We start from the raw sequence: 21,403 nt of genomic DNA, 5'->3' as shown, positions 1-21,403 counted from the left end.
AACGGGAAGTCACGTTGCGGTGAAATTTTTGCTGCCGCAACCATGGGTATGGCATCACAGGGGGAGCACTTCACCGCCCGGTTCGATCGGGAGCATGGCATCAGGAGCGTGGGGCAGATCTTGCTGAGCCCAGCCGGTTTTTACTCCTGTCGTACAGGGCGGGGCTTCGATCGGGTCGGGCAATGCTTTGGAAAGACTGGGAGTAGGGAGTAGGGAGTAGGGAGTAGGGAGGGTTGTGTGCGTCAAGTTCTGCAAAATGGGGCAGCCATGATGCTGGTCATGCGGCTTGGCGCAGAGCGAGCTTCTTGTGCTCGCGCAGGTCGTCCATGTTGATGTATCGGTTGGCCTCCATCCAGTTTTCGTTGGTCTCGACGGCCAAGGCCCTGACCAGGCGCAGGCAGCTTTCGGTGTTGGGGAAGATGCGCACGACATAGGTGCGCCGGCGGATTTCCTCGTTGAGCCGCTCCAGCATGTTGGTGGATTTGAGATGCTTGTGGTGCTGTCTCGGCAGCCTGAAGAAGGTCAGGGTTTGTTCGATGGCATCCTCGGCCCAGCCTGTCAGGCGCGGATAGCGTGCCGACCATTTGGCAAGCCATGCGGCAAGATCAGCCCTGGCCTCTGCGAGATCGCGCCGGTCGTAGAGCCAGCGCAATTCCTGAAGGCAGTCGTCGCCGTGCTTCCTCGGCAGATGATCGAGCGCGTTCCTGAGGAAGTGCACGTAGCAGCGTTGCCAGGCGGCTTCGGGGATCACCTCGCCGATCGCTGCCACCAGGCCGGCGTGATCGTCGGACACAACCAACTCGACGCCCTTGAGGCCGCGCGCCTTGAGGCCGACGAGGAAGTCCCTCCAGGCCGAGCGGCTCTCGCGATTGGCCATCTCCACGGCCAGGATCTGGCGCCTTCCGTCCCAGTCGATACCGACCGCTATCAGCACCGCCTGGCTCATGACAACACCGGCTTCACGCACCTTCTCGTAGCGCGCATCGAGGATGAGGTAAGGAAACGGCTCTTGAAGGGGGCGCCTGGCAAAGGCAGCGAGGCTCTCATCCAGCCGCTTGTTGATGGCCGAGATCGACGAGGCCGAGAAGGCATGGCCGCACAGTTCTTCCGTGATCGCCTTCACCTTGCGGGTCGACACGCCCTGCACATACATCTCCGCCAGTGTCGCCACCAAGGCCCGCTCGGAACGCTGGTAGCGCTCGAACAGCTCGGTGGAGAAGCGCCCGGCCCGGTCCTGCGGAACCCGCAGCTCGAGCTTGCCGACCCGCGTCACAAGGGTGCGGCCGTAATAGCCCGAGCGATAGCCAAGCCGTTCGGGCGTGCGCTCGCTCTTCGAGGCACCCAGCGCCTCGTCCATCTCGGCCTCAAGCACCTCCTGCATCACCGCACGGAGCACTTCGTGCAATCCATCCGGGTTCGAAAGCAAAATGTCTTTGACGGCAGCGCTGGCGGTCTTAACTTCAGTCTTGGTCATGGTGGCGTTCCTTCGCGGGAATCAGGTGACGTGAACAATCACCAGCCTGCCATGACCGCCCCCTCTCAGCGAATTTGCAGAACTCTCAGCACACTACCGTAGGGAGTAGGGAGTAGGGAGTAGGGAGTAGGGAGTAGGGAGTAGGGAGTAGGGGATGTCGTTCCCCGCTACCGCCCAATCCCTACTGCCTAAGCCCTGGCCGCTACGCGGCCAGATCGCGCAGCACGTATTGCAAAATGCCGCCATTCTTGAAGTAGTCGAGTTCGTCCAGCGTATCGATGCGGCAGATGATCGGCACGTTCTTCACGGTGCCGTCGCCATAGGTCACCTTGGCGATCATCGTCTGGCGTGGCTTGATGGTGCTTATGCCGTCGATCTCGACCAGCTCGTCACCCTTGAGGTTGAGCGAGGCCCATGAGGTGCCTTCCTCGAAGACGAAGGGGATGACGCCCATGCCGACTAGGTTGGAGCGATGGATGCGCTCGAAGGACTGGGCGATGACGGCACGGACACCGAGGAGATTCGTTCCTTTAGCTGCCCAGTCGCGCGAGGAGCCGTTGCCGTATTCGACGCCGGCGAAGATGACCAGCGGCACGCCTTCCTTTTTGTATCTCATCGCCGCGTCGTAGATCGATTCCTCTTCCTTCGACGGGTAGTGGATGGTGTAGCCGCCCTCGCGGCCGTTCTCGCCCAGCATGTGGTTGCGGATGCGGATGTTGGCGAAGGTGCCGCGCATCATCACCTCATGGTTGCCGCGCCTTGTGCCGTACTGGTTGAAGTCGGCAACGCCGACGCCATGGTCGGTGAGGTATTTGCCGGCCGGGGAAGCGGCCTTGATCGAACCCGCCGGTGAGATGTGATCGGTGGTGATCTTGTCGCCGAACAGGCCGAGCACGCGCGCGCCCTTGATGTCGCCGATCTTGCCGAAACCGGAGGTCATGCCGGCGAAATAGGGCGGGTTCTGCACATAGGTCGAGTTGTCGTCCCAGGCATAGGTCTGGCCTTCCGGCGCCTTGACGTTCTGCCAGTATTCGTCGCCCTTGAAGACGTCGGCATATTTGCGGGCGAATAGCTCACGTGTGACGTTCTTCTCGATGAACTCCTGGATCTCGGCCGAACTCGGCCAGATATCCCTGAGATAGACCGGCTTGCCGTCGCGGCCTTCGCCGAGTGGCTCGGTGGTCAGGTCCTTGGTGACGGTGCCGGCCAAAGCATGGGCTACCACCAGCGGCGGCGACGCCAGATAGTTCGCCTGCACGTCAGGTGAAACACGGCCTTCGAAGTTGCGGTTGCCGGAGAGCACTGCGGCGGCGATCAGGCCCTTATCGTTGATGGTCTTGGAGATCGGCGCCGGCAGCGGGCCGGAATTGCCGATGCAGGTGGTGCAGCCGAAACCAACCAGGTTGAAGCCGATCTGGTCGAGCTCCTTCTGCAGGCCGGACTTTTCCAGATATTCGGCGACCACCTGGCTGCCCGGCGCCAGCGAGGTCTTCACCCACGGCTTCTGCTTGAGGCCGAGCCGGTTGGCGTTGCGCGCCAAAAGGCCGGCGCCGATCAGCACGCTCGGGTTGGAGGTGTTGGTGCAGGACGTGATGGCGGCAATGACGACATCGCCATGACCGAGATCATGGTCGGTGCCTTCGACGGCATAGCGCTTGTGGATTTCGGCAGCCTTCTTGTACTCGGTTTCCATCGCCTTTGCGAAGCCGGCCGGAATGCCTTCGAGCGGAACGCGGCCTTCGGGGCGCTTGGGACCTGCCATCGACGGCACGACGCTGTCGAGCTCGAGTTCGAGCAGGTCAGTGAAGACAGGGTCGGCCGAGCCGGCGTCACGCCACATGCCTTGCGCCTTGGAATAGGCCTCGACCAGGGCGATGCGGCTTTCCTCGCGGCCCGACATTGTGAGGTAGCGGATGGTCTCGCCGTCGACCGGGAAGAAGCCGCAGGTGGCGCCATATTCGGGCGCCATGTTGCCGATGGTGGCGCGGTCGGCCAGCGTCATGTTGGACAGGCCCGGGCCGAAGAACTCGACGAACTTGCCGACGACGCCCTTCTTGCGCAGCATCTGGGTGACGGTCAGTACGAGGTCGGTGGCGGTGATGCCCTCCCTGAGCTTGCCGGTAAGGCGGAAGCCGATGACTTCGGGCAACAGCATGGAAACCGGCTGGCCGAGCATCGCCGCCTCGGCCTCGATACCGCCGACGCCCCAGCCGAGCACGCCAAGGCCGTTGATCATAGTGGTGTGCGAATTGGTGCCGACGCAGGTGTCGGGATAGGCGGTCGTTCCGCCGTCTTCCGTGTTGGTCCAGACGACCTGACCGAGATATTCGAGGTTGACCTGATGGCAGATGCCGGTGCCGGGCGGCACGACGCGAAAATTGCGGAACGCCTGCTGGCCCCATTTCAGGAATTTATAGCGCTCTTCGTTGCGCTCATATTCGAGCTCGACATTCCTGGCAAAGGCCAGTGGCGTGCCGAATTCGTCGACGATGACGGAGTGGTCGATGACGAGGTCGACCGGCACCAGCGGATTGATCTTCTGCGGATCGCCGCCGAGCGCCTTGAGGCCGTCGCGCATGGCGGCCAGGTCGACCACCGCCGGGACGCCGGTGAAATCCTGCATCAGGACACGCGCGGGGCGATAGGCGATCTCGACGCCGGCGGTGCCCTTGTCCGTCAGCCAGCCGGCCACAGCCTGGATAGAGTCCTTGGTGACGGAGCGGCCGTCTTCATTGCGCAAAAGGTTTTCCAGCAGCACCTTCATCGAATAAGGCAGCTGGGCAATGCCGGTGAGGCCGTTCCTCTCGGCCTCGACCAGATTGTAATAGACATAGTCCGCGCCACCCACGGTGAGGGTGCGGCGGCAATTGAAACTGTCGAGGGATTTTGACACGTGCGGTCCGTCCTTGTCTGTTCAGCCTGAAAGGGAACGGACGCCGATGGGCATGCAATCACGCGCAAAGGTGCGGGTACGGCCATTTCCGCTGTCCGTTCCCAGCCAACCCGAGCCGTTCAAGGCGGCGCGTGCGCTGGTTCGGCGCAAATTCTGTTCCCGTGCCGACCGCTGGCACGGATGTCCCGCATATAGAGAATTTTCTGGAATAGTTCTAGACAGTTGCGGAGCAAATTTGTGCGATGCGGCAGCTATCGCGCGGTAAAGTTTTCGGGACGGGCAGGCATGCGGCTGATTGCCGAAAATCTGGGCGGCGAACGCGGCGGCGAGACGGTCTTTTCCGGCATCGGTTTTGCGCTCGACCAGGGCCAGGTGCTGGTCGTCACCGGGCCGAACGGTTCGGGCAAATCGACGCTGCTCAGGGTCATCGCCGGGCTGCTGCCGAAGGCGCAAGGCGACGCGCGCATCGAGGGCGGCGGCGAGACGTTTCCGACGATCGCTTCGGCGGTCCACTATCTCGGCCACCTCAACGCAATGAAGACGGCGCTCAGCGTGGCGGAGAATCTGCGCTTCTGGCGCGATTTCAACGGCGATGGGCAGTCGGGTGTCGAAGAGGCGCTGGAGACGGTTGGTCTCGGCGGCATCGGCCACCTGCCTTTCGGCTATCTGTCGACCGGGCAAAGGCGGCGCGCGGCAATTGCGAAATTGCTGGTCAGTCATAAGCCGCTGTGGCTGCTGGATGAGCCGACGGCCGGGCTGGACAAGGCTTCGGAGGCGCGGTTTGCGGGGCTGATGACGAGGCATTGCGCGGAGGGCGGGATTATTGTCGCGGCGACGCACCTGCCGCTGGGATTGGATGGGGCGAAGGAATTGAGGATGGGGATTTGATGTCGGTGCCAGGCACCCCCCTCTGGCCTGCCGGCCATCTCCCCCTCAAGGGGGGAGATCAGCAGCTCGGCTGCCGAGCAGATTTTGCTGCGCTGGAGATTGGCGAAGGCCGAAATTCTATCCAATCTCCCCCCTTGAGGGGGAGATGGCCGGCAGGCCAGAGGGGGGTGCTCAAGCGCGGGCATCTCAAATCATGCTAGCCCTCTTCCTGCGCGACATCCGCCTCCCCGTCCGCGCCGGCGGCGGAGCGCTCACCGGCGTCATCTTCTTCCTCGCCGTCATCGCCACCATCCCCTTCGGTGTCGGACCGGACCTGAAGCTGCTCGCCCGCATCGGTCCGGCGATCCTTTGGATCGGCGCTCTGCTCGCCTGCCTGCTCGGCCTCGACCGGTTGTTTCAGGCCGATCGCGAAGACGGTTCGCTCGATCTTCTGGTGCTGGGCAATGACCGCCACATGCTGGCGCTGACGGTGCTGGTGAAGTGCCTGGCGCACTGGATGGGCAGCGTTCTGCCGCTGGTGGTTGCGGCACCTCTGCTCGGCCTGTTCATGAACATGGAGCCGCTCAGCATCGGCGCCACCGCGCTCACGCTGCTGGTCGGCACGCCGGCCATCACTTTCATCGGCGCGGTCGGGGCGGCGGTGGCGGTGGCGCTGCCGCGCGGCGGGCTGCTGATCTCGGTGCTGGTGTTGCCGCTGACCATCCCGGTGCTGATCTTCGGAGTGTCGGCGAGCTACGGCGCGGTGGCCGACCCTGATCCGTTCCTGCAGCCCTTCCTCATTCTTGCCGCGCTGACGCTGTTTCTTGCCGTGCTGGGTCCGGTGGCGGCAGCACTGGCGCTGCGGCATGGAACGGACTGATATGACCGCTGCGGCGCGACGGATCAATTGCGAAGCCCCAGCCGCAAAGCTAAGAAAGCCGCAAAGCCATGGGAAGGCCATGATCGAGCACGACGAAGCGACGGTGGAAGGGGCGCGAAGCGCATGAGTGCACACGCACTCTATGTCGCGGTCGCCTATGGCATCACGGCGATCGTGCTGGCCGGGCTGATCGGCTGGATCCTGCTCGACCAGCGGACCCGCAAGCGCGAACTGGCGGAACTCGAAGCGGCCGGCGTGCGGCGTCGCTCGGACAAAGCCGGTACTGGGGCCAGCACTGGGGCCAGCAAGCCATGAGCACGGAAAGCGAAACGCCGGCGTCGCCGCGCCGCCGCCTGATCGTGCTGTTGCCGCTGCTGGTTTTTCTCGGCCTCGCCGGATTGTTCCTGTCGCAGCTTTTGTCGGGACGCGACGAGGCGGCAGTGCCGTCGGCGCTGATCGGCCTGCCGGCGCCGCAGACCAACCTGCCGGCGCTGGAAGGATCAAACCTGCCCGGGCTGGATTCAAAAGCCTTCGCCGGCAAGGTAACGCTGGTCAACGTCTTTGCATCGTGGTGCGCGCCGTGCCGGGAAGAGCATCCGGTGCTCCTGGCGCTGTCGCAGGACAAGCGCTTCGTCATGGCCGCGCTAAACTACAAGGACCAAGCGCAAAACGCGCGCCGGTTCCTTGGTGATCTCGGCAATCCGTTCCAGGCGATAGGTGTCGACGAGGCCGGCCGCACGGCCATCGACTGGGGCGTCTACGGCGTGCCGGAAACCTTCGTCATCGGCAAGGACGGCAAGATTGCCTACAAGCATGTCGGGCCGCTGACAGGGGAGTCGGCGAGGGATGTTCTGTTGCCGCAGATTGAAAAGGCGCTCGCGGCACCGGGCTGACGTTGGCGCCGTGCCCCCTCATCGGGCCGCTACGCGCCCCCTCCTCCCCGTGAGGGAGAAGAGGGAAGCATCGTTACAGGCTAGCTCCTCTCCCCGAGGGGAGAGGTCGGATTGCCCGAATTGCTCATGCAATTCGGTTTGGCAATCCGGGTGAGGGGCGGTGCCCTGCTGACGTCTGAAATGCTCAGCCGTAGATCTGCCTGTGGACCTGGTAGAGCATTTCCGAGCGGTCGGCGCGCAGGTCGGCCAGATCGCGGCTCGTCAGGTTTTCGATTTCCGCGACGAGGCGGTTGTAGTGGCGGCGCTTGGCCATCGAGGTGCGCGCGCGGGAGAAGAGGTTGTCAAAAGCCATAGCAAGGGTCCTTTCGTACCGCATATCAGCGGTGAATTTGTTCCTCCCTTGGTCGTTCGCAACATGACATAGGAATGGTGCGATGCAAAAAGAAGATGTTGCAATGCACCATTGCGCAGGGCGCATAGCAGGTTAATACAGCGCTAACAGCACCATAAACGGCCGGGCAGGCTGGCGGGCCATGCCGGCCGGGCACCTTTTGTCTTACAATTGCGCCTGCGCCACCTTGCCATCGCGCCCGCAGGCTGGCTTGATCCGCGGGTCACGTGATGCCCGGAGGAAATGCATGGCGACCGCAGACTATTACGAAATTCTCGATCCACGTTTCGCGCGGCTGTTCAACGGCAACGCCCAGGTGGAAAAGCTGTTTACCGGATGTCAGTGGGCGGAAGGGCCGGCCTGGTTCGCCGCCGGCCGCTATGTCGTCTGGTCCGACATCCCCAACAACCGCATGCTGCGCTATGACGAGACCGACGGCAATGTCAGCGTCTTCCGTCAGCCCTCCGGCAATTCCAACGGCAACACCGTCGACCGCCAGGGCCGACTGGTGACGTGCGAGCATTCCGGCCGCCGCGTCAGCCGCACCGAGCATGACGGTTCCGTCACCACCATCGCGGCCGAATGGAAAGGCAAGCGGCTGAATTCGCCCAATGACGCGGTCGTGAAATCCGACGGCTCGATCTGGTTCACCGATCCGAGCTACGGCATCGACACCGACTATGAGGGCGACAAGGCCGAAAGCGAGATCGGCGCTTGCAATGTCTACCGGGTCGATCCGGATACGGGCGAGGTCGAGGCCGTCATCACCGACATGGTCCGGCCGAACGGGCTTGCCTTTTCACTGGATGAAAGCCAGCTCTATGTCGTCGACACCGGCCGCACCCATGGCGCGCAGAACCCCGCGCATATGCGGGTCTTCAACGTCGGCAAGCACGGCAAGAAGGTCTCGGGCGGGAAGGTGTTCGCTGACTGCACGGCCGGCCTATTCGACGGCTTCCGGCTCGACGAGGCCGGCCGCATCTGGACCAGTGCCGCCGACGGCATCCATTGCTACGATCCCGACGGCACGCTGATCGGCAAGGTCAAGGTGCCGGAAGTGACCGCCAATTGCGTGTTCGGCGGCAACAAGCTGAACTGCCTCTACATCGCCGGCACCACGTCGCTCTACATGGTGCGGCTGATGGTGAACGGGGCGAAGACGTATTGAGGCTGCTGCAAACGCTTCTCTGGCGGCCTTGATGGCGTTTCTGCGCCTGCCGGCGGCGCCTGTTGCGCTGCGGCCGCCGGAACCACCGCCAAGCGGTTCGCCGGAGCGGATTTCGGAGCCGCGGCGCGGCGGTATCAGACACAATTCAAGGGAGGACATCATGCCATTCGTCAACATCCGCATCGTCAAGGAAGTGATCGCCGCTGATCCCGCTGGCAAGAAGGCCGACATTGCCAAAAAGGTCACGGCGGCCATCATGGACGCCACCGGGCTTAGCAATGACGACGTCTGGGTGGTGTTCGAAGAGGTCAACGCGCGCGACTGGTATGTCGGTGTGACCGATGTCGAGACGTTGCGGAAGGGGTAGCACTGCGGCACGTTGGGGTGCGCCGCACCCTTTCGTTCGTCATCCTAGGGTCTGCGCCGCGTCGCTTCGCTCCTTGCTCCGCCCTAGGATGACGAGGCAACGTTTGCGCGTATAAAACTCGCGAAAACCTGCACCGCTTCGCGCATGGCCCGCAGGTTCTCGTCCTCTCCTAGGATCGCTTCTATCTCCGGCGGTTTCTTGCCGAGCAAGGCAATCTCCAGAACCGCATTCTCACAAAGCGCGAACGACATGGTGCGCATGATCTCGGCCAGCGCGGCGCGGGCGTAGAGCGAGCGCGCGGAGGCGTGGGCCAGCATGGCGGGCTTGGCGACTGCGGCGTCGCGCGAGACCAGCCAGTCGAGCGCGTTTTTCATGCCGCCGGGCACGCCATGGGCATATTCGGGGCAGGAGAGGATGATGCCGTCGGCGCTGGTGACGGCCTCGATCAGCCGCATGGCCTCAGCCGGTGTGCGCTCGCCTTCGTCATCCGGGTTGAAGATCGGCAGCAGGCCGAGCCCGTCATAGACAGTTACGCGGCAATCCGAAGGCGCGTTCGCGGACAGCGCCGCCAGCAGCGCCGAATTGGTCGAGGCGGCGCGCAGGCTGCCGGAGATGGCGAGGAGTTCGATCAAGGGCAAACAGGGCTAGCGAAAACCGGCAAAGGACCGCAATGGCGAATCGTACCCGAAATCTACCACAGGGTCTTGCTGTAGGCTTCGTCCAGCGAGCGGTCGAAATCGTCGGCAGTTTCGGCATGCGCCATCTGATCGGACAGGATCTGACCGAGCGTCGGCAACGTCGCGCGGTCGTGCCAGCTGTCCGGCTTCCACAATTCGGAGCGCATGAAGGCCTTGGCGCAGTGCATGTAAGCGGCCTTGACGCTCACCACGACGACGCTTTGCGGTTGCTTGCCGTCGACGGTGAGGCGCTCGCGCAAACCGGCATCGACGGTTATGCGGGCGTCGCCATTGATGCGCAGCGTCTCGTTCATGCCGGGGATGAGAAAAAGCAGCCCGACCGAAGGGTTGAGCAGGATGTTTTCCAGCGTGTCCAGCCGGTTGTTGCCGGGCCGGTCGGGAATGGCGATGGTCCTGTCGTCGAGGACAAGGGCAAAGCCCGGTCTGTCGCCTTTCGGCGTCACGTCGGCATTGCCGGCGCCGTCGGAAGAACCGATCAGCACGAAAGGGCTCTTGCCGATGAAGGAGCGGCAGTGGCCGTCAAGCGCCTTGAGCTCCTTGCGCATCGATGCGTCGGTCGGCCGCGGCGTTTTGTAGATCGCCCTCAGTTCATCGCGCGTGGTAACGAATTCCATGGCCGTCTCCGTTTATTCGGACGCAATTCCGGACGGAAAACCGCTTCACACTTTCCTGGAATTGCTCTACTTGCCGGCTTCTTCCACCTTCTCGGTCTTATCCTCGATCGAATGGTGCAGGATCAGCGGCATCTGGCTGAAGGTGAACAACAGGGTGATCGGCATGATGCCCCAGACCTTGAAGGTAACCCAGAAGTCGGTGGAAAAATTCCGCCACACCACTTCATTGGCAAGAGCCAGGAACAGGAAGAACAGGCCCCAGCGGAAAGTCAGCTTGCGCCAGCCTTCGGCATCGAGGCGAAAGGCCGAATCGAAGACATAGCCGAGCAGCGATCGGCCGAAATACAGACCGCCGAGCAGCACGCCGCCGAACAGGGTGTTGACGATGGTCGGCTTCATCTTGATGAACACGTCGTCCTGCAGATAGAGCGTCAGCGCGCCGAAGATGAAGACGACGACGCCCGAGACCATCGGCATGATCGGCAAGGTGCGCAGCAGCAGCCAGGAGGCGATCAGCGCGATCGCCGTCGCCGCCATGAAAAGGCCGGTGGCGACGAAGATCGGCCCGCCGAATTCGGCCAGGACAGGAAATTTCTGCACCAGCCAGGCGCCGCGTGCATTGGCGAAGAAGAACACCATCAGCGGCCCGAGTTCCAGCACCAGCTTGAGCAGCGGATTGACGCTTTCTTTCTTCTTTCGCGGGTCGGACGGGTCGCGTTCGAGGATGGGAGGGTTCATGACTTCCTTCTGACGCATGATCTTGTCCAAAAAAGCCTGCAGCTCTTCGGGATCGTGCTTTTTACGCTACGCCCGCGATCGCCCTGGCGAATTCGCCGGCCGAGAATGGTTCGAGGTCGTCGACCTGTTCGCCGACGCCGATGAAGTAGACCGGCAGTTTGTGCTTTGCCGCGATCGCGACCAGAATACCGCCGCGCGCCGTGCCGTCCAGCTTGGTCATCACCAGGCCGTTGACGCCGGCGACATTGCGGAAGATCTCGACCTGATTGAGCGCATTCTGGCCGGTGGTGGCGTCGACCGTCTGCAGCACGGTATGCGGCGCTTCCGGATCGAGCTTGCCCAGCACGCGCACGATCTTTTCCAGCTCCGCCATCAGTTCGGTCTTGTTTTGCAGCCGGCCGGCGGTGTCGATGATCAGTACGTCGGAGCCGGCCTCCTTGGCGCGTTCGAAAGCGTCGTAGGCAAGGCCGGCGGCATCCGCGCCGATCTTCGAGGCGATGACCGGAGACTTCGTCCTCTCGCCCCAGATCTTCAGCTGCTCGATGGCTGCAGCGCGAAAGGTATCGCCGGCGGCCAGCATCACCGACAGGCCACCATCGGTCAGTTTGGCGGCGAGCTTGCCGATGGTCGTGGTCTTGCCGGTGCCGTTGACGCCGACCACCAGAATGACATGCGGCTTGTGCGACAGGTCGAGCTCCAGCGGCATGGCGACATGGGCCAGCACCTTCTCCACCTCGGCCGCCATGATGGTGCGGACATCCGCGTCGGAGACATCCTTGCCGTAGCGGCTGGCAGCGAGGGCATCGGTGACGCGCAAGGCTGTTTCCATGCCCAGATCGGCACGGATCAGCACGTCCTCCAGATCCTGCAGCGTCTCCTCGTCGAGCTTGCGCTTGGTGAAGACGCCGGCGATGTTGCCGGTGAGTTCTTTCGAGGAGCGGGCAAGCCCGTCGCGCATGCGCTGGAACCAGGAGCGTCGCGGCGCCGGTTCGGGCGCCTTTTGCGGCTCGGCTTTCTGCTCGACCTTTTTGGTGACGGTGACTTTGCCGACTGACGGTGTCGGCTGTGGTGTCGGCGGAAAACCCGGTTCAGGCATGGGCGCAACCCCCGCCGTGGCAGCCCGGACTTCGACCGGCGCGGGTGTGGCTTCGACCGGAGTGCGCTTTACCTCCCCCTCGATGGGGGAGGTCCCAAGCGAAGCTTGGGGGTGGGGGTGATTTGCGCTGGCGTCAGCGCTGTCACCCCACCGCGCCGCTTCGCGTCGACCCTCCCCATCGAGGGGAGGGTGGGTCGCCTCGTCCTTCTCCCCGTGGCTATACGGGGAGAAGGTGCCGGCAGGCGGATGAGGGGCGGCGCTGACCTCTGAGGTAGGCTGTGCGGGAGGCGCGGACGGTTGCGGCACTTCGATCGGGGCGGCCGGTTCTGCGGGAGTCTCGGCAGGCGTCGGCACTTCGACGGGAGCGGGCTCCAGCTGCGGTTCCGGACGCGATGGTTCGATCTCCGGCTCGGCCGGCGCCGGCGGCACTTCTTGGGGCTGCGGCTCGGGAGCCGGCTCCGGAACGGCTGGCGGCGCAGGAACTTCTTCCGGTGCAGGCGGCTCGGGTATCTCCGGCTCAGGCTGCGGTTCTTCTACCGGCGCGGGCTCCGGCAACGGTTCCGGCTCGGATGGGACGACCGGTTCCGGCGCGGGCGGGATGGTCGGCGTGGGTTCGGGCTTCGGTTCTTCTGGCGCCGACTGCGGCGCAGGCTTTACCTCCCCCTCGATGGGGGAGGCCCCAAGCGAAGCTTGGGGGTGGGGGTGAGTGGCGTCGGCGTCGGCGCTCTCACCCCTCCCCGCCACTTCGTGGCGACCCTCCCCATCGAGGGGAGGGTGGGGCGTCGGCGGCTCGGGCTCCTCGCGCTTCAAGAACTCCGGAACGACCTGCTCGGCCGCCGGCTTCAGCGCCTCAAGCGCATCCCATTTGATCGGCGGCAGGGGAGCGGTTTCGTCGATGCGCTCCTCGACGACTTCCTTCTTGCCGAACGAAAATATGTTCTTGAAAAAACCGGCCATGCTTCAATCGTCGCAGGCGGCGCGGGCAGTGAGCGGGGCCGCTATCAGGCGCACGCCGTCATGGCCGGTGATGTCTGCCTCGACGATCTCGCCCGGCGCGCCTGTGCCGAGCCCGGCAAGCGTGAACCCTTCGGTGCGGCCGACGCCGTCGCGCTCGATAAGGATCGTTTGGCGCGTTCCGGGAAGCGACGACAGATGGCGGCGATACGCAGCCTCACCAGCGGCGCGCAGCTGGGCCGCGCGCTGCTTGACCAATTCGCGGCGGACCTGCGGCATGCGCGCGGCGGGCGTGCCTTCGCGCGGCGAAAACGGGAAGACATGCAGGTGCGTCAGCCCACATTCCTCGACGATCTTTATCGAATTCTGAAACATTTCCTCGGTCTCGGTCGGGAAGCCGGCGATGATGTCGGCGCCGAAGACGATTGCCGGGCGCAATTTGCGCACATCCTCGCAGAAGCGGATCGACTGGTCGCGCAAATGCCTGCGCTTCATGCGCTTCAGGATCATGTCGTCACCTGATTGCAGCGACAGATGCAGATGCGGCATCAGCCTGGGCTCGGTGGCGATGGCGTCCAGCAGATCGTCGTCGGCCTCGATCGAATCGATGGAGGACAGCCGCAGCCGCCTCACATCAGGCACCTGCTTCAGGATGGTCTTCACCAGCTTTCCCAGCTTCGGCGCGCCCGGCAGGTCGGCGCCGAAAGAGGTCATGTCGACGCCGGTCAGCACGATCTCGGCGTAGCCGTTGCCGACGAGACGCTTGACCTGCTCGACAACCGCGCCCATCGGCACCGAGCGTGAGTTGCCGCGGCCATAGGGGATGATGCAGAAGGTGCAGCGATGGTCGCAGCCGTTCTGCACCTGGACGAAAGCACGTGCCCGGCCGTCAATGGCGTCGACCATGTGGCCGGCGGTCTCGCGCACCGAGAAAATGTCGTTGACGCGCGCCTTCTCGCTGTCGTTGACGCCGAAATCCGGCAGCGCGCGGTAGGAGTTGGCCTTCAGCTTCTCTTCGTTGCCAAGCACGAGGTCGACCTCGTCCATGGCGGCAAAATTCTGCGGTTCGGTTTGCGCGGCGCAGCCGGTGACGATGATGCGCGCCGCCGGATTTTCGCGGCGGGCCTTTCTGATCGACTGCCTGGCCTGGCGCACCGCTTCGGCGGTGACGGCGCAGGTGTTGAAGATAATGGCGCCGCCTTTGAGCGCGCCGAGACCTGCGCTTTCGGCCTCGCGGCGCATCACTTCGGATTCATAGGTGTTGAGACGGCAGCCAAAGGTGACGACGTCTATGCCTTGGGAGTTGGGGCCCTTGGTATCGGCAAGCGCAGACATCAGGCCGCGCTTTCGGTGTCGCGGGCCCAGGTGCCGGTCGACGGATCGAAATTGCCGGAAAACTCCCATTCGGCAGCGCCGGTCAGGATGACGTGGTCGTCGTCGCGCCATTCCACATGCAGCGAGCCGCCGCCGGGCGTCATCAGCGTAACGCTGCGGCCGGTGCGCCGGGTGCGGGCAGCGGCGACGACGGAAGCGCAAGCGGCCGAGCCGCAAGCCCTGGTCAGGCCGGCGCCGCGCTCCCAAGTGCGGATGATCATCGTCTCCGGCGACGTTACCTGGGCGATGGTGATGTTGGCGCGCTCGGGGAAGATCGGATGGTTTTCGAGCAGCGGGCCGAAACGCTCGAGTTCGTAGGACCAGACATCGTTGTCGACCCAGAAGATAGCGTGAGGGTTGCCCATCGAGAGAGCCGAAGGCGAATGCAGCACCGGCGCGTCGATGGGGCCGATCTGCAACTCGATCATGCGGGTGTCGCGGAATTCCTCGGCCAGCGGAATGTCCTGCCAGCCAAAGCGCGGAGTGCCCATGTCGACCGAGATGGTGCCGTCGGCATGTTCGACGGCGTTGAGGATGCCGGCGCGGGTCTCGAAGGTGAAAGTCTTCTGGCCGGTTTCGGCGGCCAGCGCCTGGACGACACAGCGCATGCCGTTGCCGCAGGCCTGCGCGCCCGAGCCGTCGGAATTCAAAATGTCGATGTAAAACGCGGTGCCCGGCGTGCGCGAATCGTGGATCGCCATGATCTGGTCGAACCTAGTCGCCGCATCGGCGTTCAGCGCGACAGCCGACGCCGCCGTGACCCTATCGGCACGGCCACGCATGTCGGCGACGATGATTTCGTTGCCGATGCCGTTCATCTTGGCGAAGGGGGCAGTGCCTGCCATGATCTGAGGTAATTCCTGTACGTTTCGCCGCTATATGGCGGAAACGGGCGGGAATTACCAGTGTGGGCTGCGTTTAGGTTACCGCGAAAACGCCGAGCACGATCAGCAGGAAGATGACGAGAACGATGCCGATCAGCACGCGCGCGCCGGTGGCGGCGGCACCGGCCAGCGCCGGCATGCCGAGCAGGCTGGCGGCGGCAGCAACGATGAGAAGAATGATGATCCATTTGATCATGGACAATGCCTCGCAAATTGACTGGCCTGCAGCCGGCTTAAGAACGCATCTGCGGCGCTCTGGTTCCGTTGCCGCGAGGCTCTTTCCGACTGGGCGCGCTATTCGGCAATCTCGAAGTCGGTCGTGAAAGGCGCCGTCTTTTGCGAGTTCTCGTCGTGCATGAGGAAATCCGCGCGGTATTTGCCGGGGGGAACGCCATCCAGGGAGACGTTTAATTTGAAGAACATCTCTCGGTTATGCGAGCGCGAGGCGAGCTGGACCCGGCCAAGCTTTTCGACGGTTCCCAGCTTCTCGCCCGACTGGGAAAGCACGGTAAGGTCAACGTAAAGCGCGATCTGGTTGTTGCCGAGCCCATCCGAGCCGTAGCCGTAACCGACCGGCTCCATATAAAGCACAATCTCTTCGCCCGGCTTGTAGACATGGTTCGGGCGCTCGGCGTAGGCCCCGAACCCGCTGGCCGACATGATGTGCTTCACATTTTGCACGCCAAGCGGCATCGCTTGCCACAGAGCGTCCTCGGCGCTGCGGAATTTGTCCAGCGCGCCGGCACCATCACCCGCCTGCAGTGCCTTTTCGGCTTCAGCGGCGCGATCGGTGATTTCACCCGCGAAAGCGGCCGGCGTCGAAATTACCAGCGCGATCAAAACTGCCAAGATTGATTTCATCTGTTCCCCCTGTTGCGATAGACCATCGGCTAAAACGGCAGTGCCGTAAACGGCCAAATGCAGACTTCAGCCGCGCTCGATCTCGGGAACGTCCCAAAGCTCGCCCGGACGGAAGGCGCGAAACCGCTCACCCAGGCCTTGCGCCTCAAGCGCTTCAGTCAGTTTGCGCCGGCATTTGCGCTCGACCGCCGATGCGCCGACCTGCCGCGGGCTCCGGTGCCGCTTTCGCAACCAATGTACCGGTTGGAACCGCGCTAGAGCGAAGACATGCCTTTTGTCCGCCAGCCATTTTGCGACAAATTTACAACAATTCGTGGTGCAAACCCTATTTTAACCATATCGGGTTGAAATTTCGCCACCTTCTCCATCTTGGTGAGGGGTGATTGTGCGGACGGCTTCCCCCCAGCCGGATCCGACGGAGGTTGGAATGATTTTTTCGAGAAGCGGGCTGATGGCCGTATCGCTGGCAGCGCTCGTTGCGAGCGGCTGTTCGACCTCGCGTTTTTCATCGATGGATGACCAGCAGCCCGCCCCGCTGCAGCCCGCGCCCGCCGGCACGGTGAGCGGAAGCCAACTGCCGCCCCCGGCAGCGCCGGGCACCACCGACCCATCGCAATTCCCGACCGCGCCGGCAGGCGCGCAGGTCGCCTCGCTGCCGCCGGACGGATCGGCGCCGGCCGGAGCCTCCGACCTTACCGCTGCGAGCGTTGCCGGCGTCTGGAACGCCAGCGTGTCCGGACAGAGCTGCAAGGTGGCGACGCCGCAGACCAAATTCGGCGCCGGCTTCCGCGCCGGGCCGCTGCATTGCCCGCCGCCCATCGACGGCATCAAATCGTGGAACGTCGCCGGCAAGCAGCTGACGCTCTATGACGAGAATGGCGGCACGCTGGCGCGGCTCTATTCCTCGGGCGGTTCGAAATTCGACGGCCAGACTACCAACGGCTTGCCGATATCGCTTACAAGATAGGCTGCCTATCCCTAGACAGCGACGTGACCGATGCATCTGCGTGACGGCCTCCAGACCCATGCGACCGTCAGGCAGCGCTACGACCATCTGGTCGCAACCGGCGCCATCGAGCGCGATGCGGCGCAGGAGCGCATCGCCGCCGCGCTCGACCGGCTGACTGACGAGATCTCGGTCAAGCGGCTGGCGCACAAGTCGAGCGCGCTCGGCTGGCTGTTTGCCCGCAAGCGCGAGACGCGCGAGGTCGTCAAGGGCCTCTACATTCATGGCGGCGTCGGTCGCGGCAAGACCATGCTGATGGATATGTTCTTCGAGCTGTTGCCGGTCAGGCGCAAGCGCCGCGTTCATTTCAACGACTTCATGGCCGATGTGCAGGACCGCATCCAGAAGCACCGGCAGGCGCGCAAGAACGGCGACGTCAAGGAGGACGACCCGATCCCGCCGGTCGCGCTTCAGCTTGCCGAACAGGCCTGGGTGCTGTGCTTCGATGAGTTTTCAGTCACCGACATTGCCGATGCGATGGTCCTGTCGCGGCTGTTTTCGGCGCTGTTCGCCAATGGCGTGGTTCTGGTCGCCACCTCGAATGTCGCGCCGCAGGACCTTTATCGCGACGGGCTGAACCGCCAACTCTTCCTGCCCTTCATCAGCATTCTCGAGCGCCACGCCCATGTGCTGACGCTCGATGCCGACAAGGACTATCGGTTGGAAAAGCTCGCCCGCACGCCCGTCTATGTCACGCCGGCGGATGCCGAAGCCGATCGTATCCTCGACGAAGCCTGGCAGGCGATGACGCATGGGGCGGCAGCGGCCGAGACCGCGCTGACGCTCAAGGGGCGGCAGGTTAGAATACCGGCTGCTGCCGGCAATGCGGCGCGGTTTTCCTTCGCCGACCTCTGCGAAAAGCCGCTCGGCGCGCGCGATTTTCTGGCCATTGCCGGCCGCTTCTCGACCGTCTTCATCGATCACGTGCCGGTGCTGGGCGAAGGCAAGCGCAACGAGGCCAAGCGCTTCATCCTCCTGATAGACACGCTCTACGATCATCACACGCGGCTGGTGGTAAGCGCCGACGCCTCGCCGCCGGAGCTCTATACGGCCAAGCGCGGCAACGAGGTCTTCGAATTCGAGCGCACGGCCTCGCGCCTGATCGAAATGCAGAGCCGGGATTGGCTGGAGGATTGGGCGGAACGGCAAAAGGACAACGCGGAAGCGCAGGTCTGAGGGTTCCAAGAGGTCATTATGTAGTGATCCTTCGCGCCCTCCTCTGTCCTGCCGGACATCTCCCCCACACGGGGGGAGATTGGCGGTTTCGGCGCTCCGCTCATTCCTGCGGCCATTGGAGATTGGCGAAAGGTCGCGTGACGTCCGATCTCCCCCCTCGTGGGGGAGATGCCTGGCAAGGCAGAGGGGGGCGCTGTCCCGCCGACGCCTAAAGCTCATACACAAACATCACAAACGACTCCGCCGGCCCATGCGGCTCCTGGCGCGTTTCATTAAAGCGCGCGCGCTGGAACATTGTCCGGTTCGGTGCTGACCCAGGCTTCGCCGCATCCCTGCTCGCGGCCGAGCGCGAACATGGCGTCGAGCATCTTTCGCGCGATGCCATGGCGCTGGTAGGCGGGTGAGACGCCGACCTCGTCGATGTAGAGTTCGCTGACCTTGTCCAGGTGGCGGTGGATGACGGCAGCACACTGGCCGACGACGACGCCATCGGCCAGTGCCACAATCATCATATGACCTGAGGAGGCGAGGTAGGCGGACAGTCTGTCGGCCCGTACCGGTTCATCGAACACGTCTTCGGCGATGCGCTTCACAAGGGCGTCATCGCCTGGATATAGTCTTCTGATTTCCACGTTCATTGTGTAAAATCTCTCAAGTCGGCTTACAAACTTTGACGTTTACGTAAATCCCAATGTTTCTAACCGATTGAAATTATTCACTCGAAAATAATCGATTGAATATATCTTCCACCAGGGCTACTGGATGCGGCGAAATCCGCTGACACCACAGCATTCCGGCCTCTTCCTCGACGCCGTCAACCAGATCGCCAGAGATTTGGGCGTCGTCACAGACAAAGGGAAAATTTCCTCACATGGCACGCAACAAGATAGCGCTCATCGGCTCCGGCATGATCGGCGGCACGCTCGCTCACATGATCGGCCTCAAGGACCTCGGCGACGTGGTGCTGTTCGATATTGCCGAGGGCATCCCGCAAGGCAAGGGGCTCGATATCGCGCAGTCTTCGCCGGTCGATGGTTTTGACTCCCGGCTGACCGGGGTCAATGATTATGCCGGGATCGAGGGCGCCGATGTCTGCATCGTCACTGCCGGCGTGCCGCGCAAGCCGGGTATGAGCCGCGACGATCTGCTCGGCATCAACCTCAAGGTCATGGAACAGGTCGGCGCCGGGCTGAAGAAATACGCGCCCAAGGCCTTCGTCATCTGCATCACCAACCCGCTCGACGCCATGGTCTGGGCGCTGCAGAAGTTTTCGGGCCTGCCCAAGACCCATGTCGTCGGCATGGCCGGCGTGCTCGACAGCGCGCGCTTCCGCTATTTCCTCGCCGAGGAGTTCAAGGTCTCGGTCGAGGACGTCACCGCCTTCGTGCTCGGTGGCCATGGCGATTCCATGGTGCCGATGATCCGCTATTCCACGGTGTCGGGCATTCCGCTGCCGGACCTCATCAAGATGGGCTGGACCTCGAAGGAAAAGCTCGACCAGATCGTCCAGCGCACCCGTGACGGCGGCGCCGAGATCGTTGGCCTCTTGAAGACCGGCTCGGCCTTCTACGCGCCGGCGGCTTCCGCAATTTCGATGGCCGAATCCTATCTCAAGGACAAGAAGCGCGTGCTGCCTTGTGCTGCGCATCTCTCGGGCCAGTATGGCGTCAAGGGCACCTATGTCGGCGTTCCCGTTGTCATCGGCGCCGGCGGCGTCGAGCGCATCATCGAGATCGACCTCAACAAGGCCGAGCAGAAGATGTTCGACGCTTCGGTGGCGACAGTGCAGGGCCTGACCGAGGCTTGCGTCAAGATCGCCCCGCACCTCGCCTCGAAGTAATCCCCCAAAGCAGCCGATCCGGAGACCATCCAGATGAACATCCATGAATATCAAGGCAAGGCGCTGCTGAAGTCGTTTGGTGCGCCGGTGGCCGAAGGCGTGCCGGTGTTCAAGGCAAGCGAGGCGGAAGCCGCGGCACAAGCGCTGCCCGGCCCGCTCTATGTGGTGAAGAGCCAGATCCACGCCGGTGGCCGCGGCAAGGGGAAGTTCAAGGAACTGTCGCCCGACGCAAAGGGCGGCGTGCGGCTGGCTAAGTCGGTTGCCGAAGTCGTTGCCAACGCCAATGAGATGCTCGGCCACACGCTGGTGACCAAGCAGACCGGCCCCGCCGGCAAGCAGGTCAACCGTCTTTATATCGAGGACGGCGCCGACATCGAGCGCGAGCTTTATCTGTCGATCCTGGTCGACCGCTCGGTCGGCCGCATCGCTTTCGTCGTCTCGACCGAGGGCGGCATGGACATTGAAGGCGTCGCCCACGACACACCGGACAAGATCATCACCCGCGCCATCGATCCGCTGGCCGGCGTGACGACCATCGACGTCGACATATTGGTGGAAGCGCTGGGACTAAACGGCGATGCCGCCAAGGATGCCGGCACGCTGTTCCCGATCCTCTACAAGGCCTTTGTCGAGAAGGACATGAGCCTGCTCGAGGTCAACCCGCTGATCGTGATGAAAAACGGCCGCCTGCGCGTGCTGGACGCCAAGGTGTCGTTCGACAACAACGCGCTGTTTCGCCACCCCGAACTGATGGAATTGCGCGACACCACCGAAGAGGACGAGAAGGAGATCGAGGCGTCGAAATACGACCTCGCCTATGTCGCGCTCGACGGCAATATCGGCTGCATGGTCAATGGCGCCGGCCTCGCCATGGCGACTATGGACATCATCAAGCTCTACGGCGCCGAGCCCGCCAACTTCCTCGATGTCGGCGGCGGCGCGTCGAAGGAGAAGGTGACGGCGGCGTTCAAGATCATCACCAAGGATCCGGCCGTCAAAGGCATACTGATCAACATCTTCGGCGGCATCATGAAGTGCGACATCATCGCCGAGGGCGTCATTGCCGCAGTCAAGGAAGTCGGCCTGGAAGTGCCGCTGGTGGTGCGTCTTGAAGGCACCAATGCCGAGCTCGGCAAGAAGATCATCAACGACAGCGGCCTCAACGTCGTGTCGGCCGACGATCTCGACGACGCAGCCAAGAAGATCGTGGCGGCGGTGAAGGGCTGAAG

23 protein-coding genes are annotated in these 21,403 nt (G+C 63.3%); 10 read left to right on the top strand and 13 right to left on the bottom strand.

Features of this window, described 5'->3' with window-relative positions:
• Nucleotides 1–277 precede the first annotated feature (277 nt).
• Nucleotides 278–1,474, bottom strand: a complete 1,197-nt coding sequence (locus ACYG9V_RS03775) for an IS256 family transposase (protein ID WP_286456782.1) — start codon at nt 1,472–1,474, stop codon at nt 278–280.
• Between the two features lie 202 nt (nt 1,475–1,676).
• Nucleotides 1,677–4,367, bottom strand: a complete 2,691-nt coding sequence (gene acnA / locus ACYG9V_RS03770; RefSeq protein ID WP_460221911.1) for an aconitate hydratase AcnA — start codon at nt 4,365–4,367, stop codon at nt 1,677–1,679.
• A 285-nt stretch (nt 4,368–4,652) separates the two neighbouring features.
• On the opposite strand from acnA, the gene ccmA reads away from it, so the two are divergent.
• The 4 genes from ccmA to ACYG9V_RS03750 all read left to right on the top strand — a co-directional run bounded on the left by ccmA (nt 4,653) and on the right by ACYG9V_RS03750 (nt 7,007).
• The gene (ccmA, locus tag ACYG9V_RS03765; protein ID WP_352765675.1) at nt 4,653–5,255 is read left to right on the top strand and encodes a heme ABC exporter ATP-binding protein CcmA; all 603 of its coding nucleotides are present in this window, start codon (nt 4,653–4,655) and stop codon (nt 5,253–5,255) included.
• 193 nt (nt 5,256–5,448) lie between these two features.
• On the top strand, nt 5,449–6,114 hold the full coding sequence (ccmB, locus tag ACYG9V_RS03760; protein WP_023755644.1) for a heme exporter protein CcmB: 666 nt from the start codon (nt 5,449–5,451) through the stop codon (nt 6,112–6,114).
• Between the two features lie 123 nt (nt 6,115–6,237).
• Nucleotides 6,238–6,429 carry a heme exporter protein CcmD gene (gene ccmD, locus ACYG9V_RS03755; RefSeq protein WP_023755643.1) on the top strand — a complete coding sequence of 64 codons (192 nt, stop codon included), beginning with the start codon at nt 6,238–6,240 and terminating at the stop codon, nt 6,427–6,429.
• A complete protein-coding gene (locus tag ACYG9V_RS03750; RefSeq protein ID WP_023726030.1) occupies nt 6,426–7,007 on the top strand; it encodes a DsbE family thiol:disulfide interchange protein in 582 nt (193 codons plus the stop codon). The genes ccmD and ACYG9V_RS03750 overlap by 4 nt, the downstream gene beginning before the upstream one ends.
• Before the next feature lie 184 nt (nt 7,008–7,191).
• Here ACYG9V_RS03750 and ACYG9V_RS03745 read toward each other — a convergent pair whose 3' ends face one another.
• Nucleotides 7,192–7,359: a hypothetical protein gene (locus ACYG9V_RS03745; RefSeq protein ID WP_023671737.1), complete on the bottom strand. Its 168-nt coding sequence runs from the start codon at nt 7,357–7,359 to the stop codon at nt 7,192–7,194.
• A 286-nt stretch (nt 7,360–7,645) separates the two neighbouring features.
• Between ACYG9V_RS03745 and ACYG9V_RS03740 the strand changes: the two genes are divergently transcribed.
• Together ACYG9V_RS03740 and ACYG9V_RS03735 are read left to right on the top strand one after the other, a co-directional pair.
• Nucleotides 7,646–8,566: an SMP-30/gluconolactonase/LRE family protein gene (locus ACYG9V_RS03740; RefSeq protein ID WP_023671738.1), complete on the top strand. Its 921-nt coding sequence runs from the start codon at nt 7,646–7,648 to the stop codon at nt 8,564–8,566.
• Between the two features lie 160 nt (nt 8,567–8,726).
• Entirely contained in the window at nt 8,727–8,933 is a 207-nt protein-coding gene (locus ACYG9V_RS03735; RefSeq protein WP_023683852.1) for a tautomerase family protein, read from the top strand.
• Between the two features lie 83 nt (nt 8,934–9,016).
• On the opposite strand, the gene ACYG9V_RS03730 is transcribed toward ACYG9V_RS03735, so the two are convergent.
• The 9 genes from ACYG9V_RS03730 to ACYG9V_RS03690 all read right to left on the bottom strand — a co-directional run bounded on the left by ACYG9V_RS03730 (nt 9,017) and on the right by ACYG9V_RS03690 (nt 16,383).
• On the bottom strand, nt 9,017–9,565 hold the full coding sequence (locus ACYG9V_RS03730) for an NADPH-dependent FMN reductase (RefSeq protein ID WP_023687681.1): 549 nt from the start codon (nt 9,563–9,565) through the stop codon (nt 9,017–9,019).
• 59 nt (nt 9,566–9,624) lie between these two features.
• Nucleotides 9,625–10,245, bottom strand: a complete 621-nt coding sequence (locus tag ACYG9V_RS03725; protein ID WP_023671741.1) for a pyridoxamine 5'-phosphate oxidase family protein — start codon at nt 10,243–10,245, stop codon at nt 9,625–9,627.
• Between the two features lie 66 nt (nt 10,246–10,311).
• Complete coding sequence (locus ACYG9V_RS03720; protein ID WP_023715760.1) at nt 10,312–10,983, bottom strand: septation protein A; 672 nt, start codon at nt 10,981–10,983, stop codon at nt 10,312–10,314.
• 61 nt (nt 10,984–11,044) lie between these two features.
• The gene (gene ftsY / locus ACYG9V_RS03715; RefSeq protein WP_023831871.1) at nt 11,045–13,036 is read right to left on the bottom strand and encodes a signal recognition particle-docking protein FtsY; all 1,992 of its coding nucleotides are present in this window, start codon (nt 13,034–13,036) and stop codon (nt 11,045–11,047) included.
• Between the two features lie 3 nt (nt 13,037–13,039).
• The gene (mtaB, locus tag ACYG9V_RS03710) at nt 13,040–14,368 is read right to left on the bottom strand and encodes a tRNA (N(6)-L-threonylcarbamoyladenosine(37)-C(2))-methylthiotransferase MtaB (RefSeq protein WP_031195600.1); all 1,329 of its coding nucleotides are present in this window, start codon (nt 14,366–14,368) and stop codon (nt 13,040–13,042) included.
• A complete protein-coding gene (gene dapF / locus ACYG9V_RS03705) occupies nt 14,368–15,252 on the bottom strand; it encodes a diaminopimelate epimerase (protein WP_023687687.1) in 885 nt (294 codons plus the stop codon). The genes mtaB and dapF overlap by 1 nt, the downstream gene beginning before the upstream one ends.
• A gap of 73 nt (nt 15,253–15,325) precedes the next feature.
• Nucleotides 15,326–15,487 (bottom strand): DUF1328 family protein, encoded by a 162-nt coding sequence (locus ACYG9V_RS03700; protein WP_023683859.1) that lies wholly within the window; start codon nt 15,485–15,487, stop codon nt 15,326–15,328.
• Nucleotides 15,488–15,585: 98 nt separating this feature from the next.
• Entirely contained in the window at nt 15,586–16,209 is a 624-nt protein-coding gene (locus tag ACYG9V_RS03695) for a hypothetical protein (RefSeq protein ID WP_245263098.1), read from the bottom strand.
• 9 nt (nt 16,210–16,218) lie between these two features.
• Nucleotides 16,219–16,383: a hypothetical protein gene (locus tag ACYG9V_RS03690; protein WP_352765680.1), complete on the bottom strand. Its 165-nt coding sequence runs from the start codon at nt 16,381–16,383 to the stop codon at nt 16,219–16,221.
• A 196-nt stretch (nt 16,384–16,579) separates the two neighbouring features.
• Here ACYG9V_RS03690 and ACYG9V_RS03685 point away from each other — a divergent pair, with 196 nt between their 5' ends.
• Together ACYG9V_RS03685 and zapE are read left to right on the top strand one after the other, a co-directional pair.
• On the top strand, nt 16,580–17,119 hold the full coding sequence (locus ACYG9V_RS03685) for a protease inhibitor Inh/omp19 family protein (protein ID WP_023687689.1): 540 nt from the start codon (nt 16,580–16,582) through the stop codon (nt 17,117–17,119).
• Nucleotides 17,120–17,149: 30 nt separating this feature from the next.
• A complete protein-coding gene (gene zapE / locus ACYG9V_RS03680; RefSeq protein ID WP_352765682.1) occupies nt 17,150–18,334 on the top strand; it encodes a cell division protein ZapE in 1,185 nt (394 codons plus the stop codon).
• 272 nt (nt 18,335–18,606) lie between these two features.
• On the opposite strand, the gene ACYG9V_RS03675 is transcribed toward zapE, so the two are convergent.
• On the bottom strand, nt 18,607–18,972 hold the full coding sequence (locus ACYG9V_RS03675; RefSeq protein ID WP_352765684.1) for a GNAT family N-acetyltransferase: 366 nt from the start codon (nt 18,970–18,972) through the stop codon (nt 18,607–18,609).
• Nucleotides 18,973–19,205: 233 nt separating this feature from the next.
• Here ACYG9V_RS03675 and mdh point away from each other — a divergent pair, with 233 nt between their 5' ends.
• Nucleotides 19,206–20,174 carry a malate dehydrogenase gene (gene mdh, locus ACYG9V_RS03670; RefSeq protein WP_023670541.1) on the top strand — a complete coding sequence of 323 codons (969 nt, stop codon included), beginning with the start codon at nt 19,206–19,208 and terminating at the stop codon, nt 20,172–20,174.
• Between the two features lie 33 nt (nt 20,175–20,207).
• On the top strand, nt 20,208–21,401 hold the full coding sequence (sucC, locus tag ACYG9V_RS03665) for an ADP-forming succinate--CoA ligase subunit beta (protein ID WP_023699240.1): 1,194 nt from the start codon (nt 20,208–20,210) through the stop codon (nt 21,399–21,401).
• Nucleotides 21,402–21,403 lie beyond the last annotated feature (2 nt).

Source organism: Mesorhizobium sp. W016 (assembly GCF_054719485.1).
This window is presented reverse-complemented; position numbering and strand designations above follow the sequence as displayed.

Coding starts and splice junctions, on each gene's coding strand:
- ftsY (WP_023831871.1), bottom strand. CDS start 13,036: ATGGCCGGTTTTTTCAAGAACATATTTTCGTTCGGCAAGAAGGAAGTC.
- ACYG9V_RS03740 (WP_023671738.1), top strand. CDS start 7,646: ATGGCGACCGCAGACTATTACGAAATTCTCGATCCACGTTTCGCGCGG.
- mtaB (WP_031195600.1), bottom strand. CDS start 14,368: ATGTCTGCGCTTGCCGATACCAAGGGCCCCAACTCCCAAGGCATAGAC.
- ACYG9V_RS03745 (WP_023671737.1), bottom strand. CDS start 7,359: ATGGCTTTTGACAACCTCTTCTCCCGCGCGCGCACCTCGATGGCCAAG.
- ccmD (WP_023755643.1), top strand. CDS start 6,238: ATGAGTGCACACGCACTCTATGTCGCGGTCGCCTATGGCATCACGGCG.
- ACYG9V_RS03775 (WP_286456782.1), bottom strand. CDS start 1,474: ATGACCAAGACTGAAGTTAAGACCGCCAGCGCTGCCGTCAAAGACATT.
- ACYG9V_RS03720 (WP_023715760.1), bottom strand. CDS start 10,983: ATGAACCCTCCCATCCTCGAACGCGACCCGTCCGACCCGCGAAAGAAG.
- ccmA (WP_352765675.1), top strand. CDS start 4,653: ATGCGGCTGATTGCCGAAAATCTGGGCGGCGAACGCGGCGGCGAGACG.
- zapE (WP_352765682.1), top strand. CDS start 17,150: ATGCATCTGCGTGACGGCCTCCAGACCCATGCGACCGTCAGGCAGCGC.
- dapF (WP_023687687.1), bottom strand. CDS start 15,252: ATGGCAGGCACTGCCCCCTTCGCCAAGATGAACGGCATCGGCAACGAA.
- mdh (WP_023670541.1), top strand. CDS start 19,206: ATGGCACGCAACAAGATAGCGCTCATCGGCTCCGGCATGATCGGCGGC.
- ACYG9V_RS03685 (WP_023687689.1), top strand. CDS start 16,580: ATGATTTTTTCGAGAAGCGGGCTGATGGCCGTATCGCTGGCAGCGCTC.
- ACYG9V_RS03725 (WP_023671741.1), bottom strand. CDS start 10,245: ATGGAATTCGTTACCACGCGCGATGAACTGAGGGCGATCTACAAAACG.
- ACYG9V_RS03735 (WP_023683852.1), top strand. CDS start 8,727: ATGCCATTCGTCAACATCCGCATCGTCAAGGAAGTGATCGCCGCTGAT.
- sucC (WP_023699240.1), top strand. CDS start 20,208: ATGAACATCCATGAATATCAAGGCAAGGCGCTGCTGAAGTCGTTTGGT.
- ACYG9V_RS03700 (WP_023683859.1), bottom strand. CDS start 15,487: ATGATCAAATGGATCATCATTCTTCTCATCGTTGCTGCCGCCGCCAGC.
- ACYG9V_RS03675 (WP_352765684.1), bottom strand. CDS start 18,972: ATGAACGTGGAAATCAGAAGACTATATCCAGGCGATGACGCCCTTGTG.
- ccmB (WP_023755644.1), top strand. CDS start 5,449: ATGCTAGCCCTCTTCCTGCGCGACATCCGCCTCCCCGTCCGCGCCGGC.
- ACYG9V_RS03750 (WP_023726030.1), top strand. CDS start 6,426: ATGAGCACGGAAAGCGAAACGCCGGCGTCGCCGCGCCGCCGCCTGATC.